The 720-nt window shown below is 73.3% G+C and carries 1 protein-coding gene; it reads left to right on the top strand.

The genetic code is table 11. From position 1 onward, the window contains the following. The coding region (locus tag P1P70_RS45385) for a condensation domain-containing protein (RefSeq protein ID WP_319248438.1) at window positions 1-720 on the top strand (720 nt) is incomplete at both ends.

Here is a 720-nt window from a genome sequence, read left to right as displayed (position 1 = left end):
GTCCCATCCCGCTCCCTACTCCCTCACCCCCTCCCAACAGGGCTTCCTCCTCGCCGACGCCCTCACGTCCGGCTCCGGAGTCGGCGGCGGCGGTGGCGGTGGCGGTGGCGGTGGCACCCCGGGCCCGAATCCCGCCTGGCTGGCGCGCTTCCGTATCCACGGCGCCGTGGACCCGGACCTGTTCCAACGGGCCGTCGACGTCCTCATGGCCCGGCACCCCATGCTCCGCACGGTGTTCCCGTCCGGTGCGCGCCCACCCGTGCAGCAGGAACTCCCCGCCTCGCTACGGCTTCCCGTCGAGACGGAGACCCTGGCCCACCCCGGCCTGCTGGAGGAACGGACGGCGGAGGAGGCGAGCCGCCGCTTCGAACCCTGGGCCTGGCCCCTGTTGCGCCTGCGCCTCCTCACCGTCACGCCGGACGAACACGTCCTCCTCGTCCACGCCCACCACCTCATCGGCGACGGCTACAGCGCGGCCCTCCTCACCCGGGAACTCCTCACCGTGTACGGCCGTTTCGAACGCGGCCTCCCCCACGGCCTGGAGCCCCTCACCTCCACCTTCCGCGACCACGTACTCCGCCGAACCGCACCACAACAAGCACCGGCCCCGGCCCAGGCCCAGGCAGCAACACCGCTCCCGGCCCCGGCCCCGGCATCGGACCCACAGTCCGACGACTACCGCACCCGCCACCACGCCCCGTACACCCCACCCGTCCTCCA

This window comes from Streptomyces sp. MB09-02B (assembly GCF_033794485.1).
GTDB lineage: Bacteria > Actinomycetota > Actinomycetes > Streptomycetales > Streptomycetaceae > Streptomyces.
Note: the sequence above shows the minus strand (reverse complement) of the source record. Positions and strands in the feature narration are given on the sequence as shown.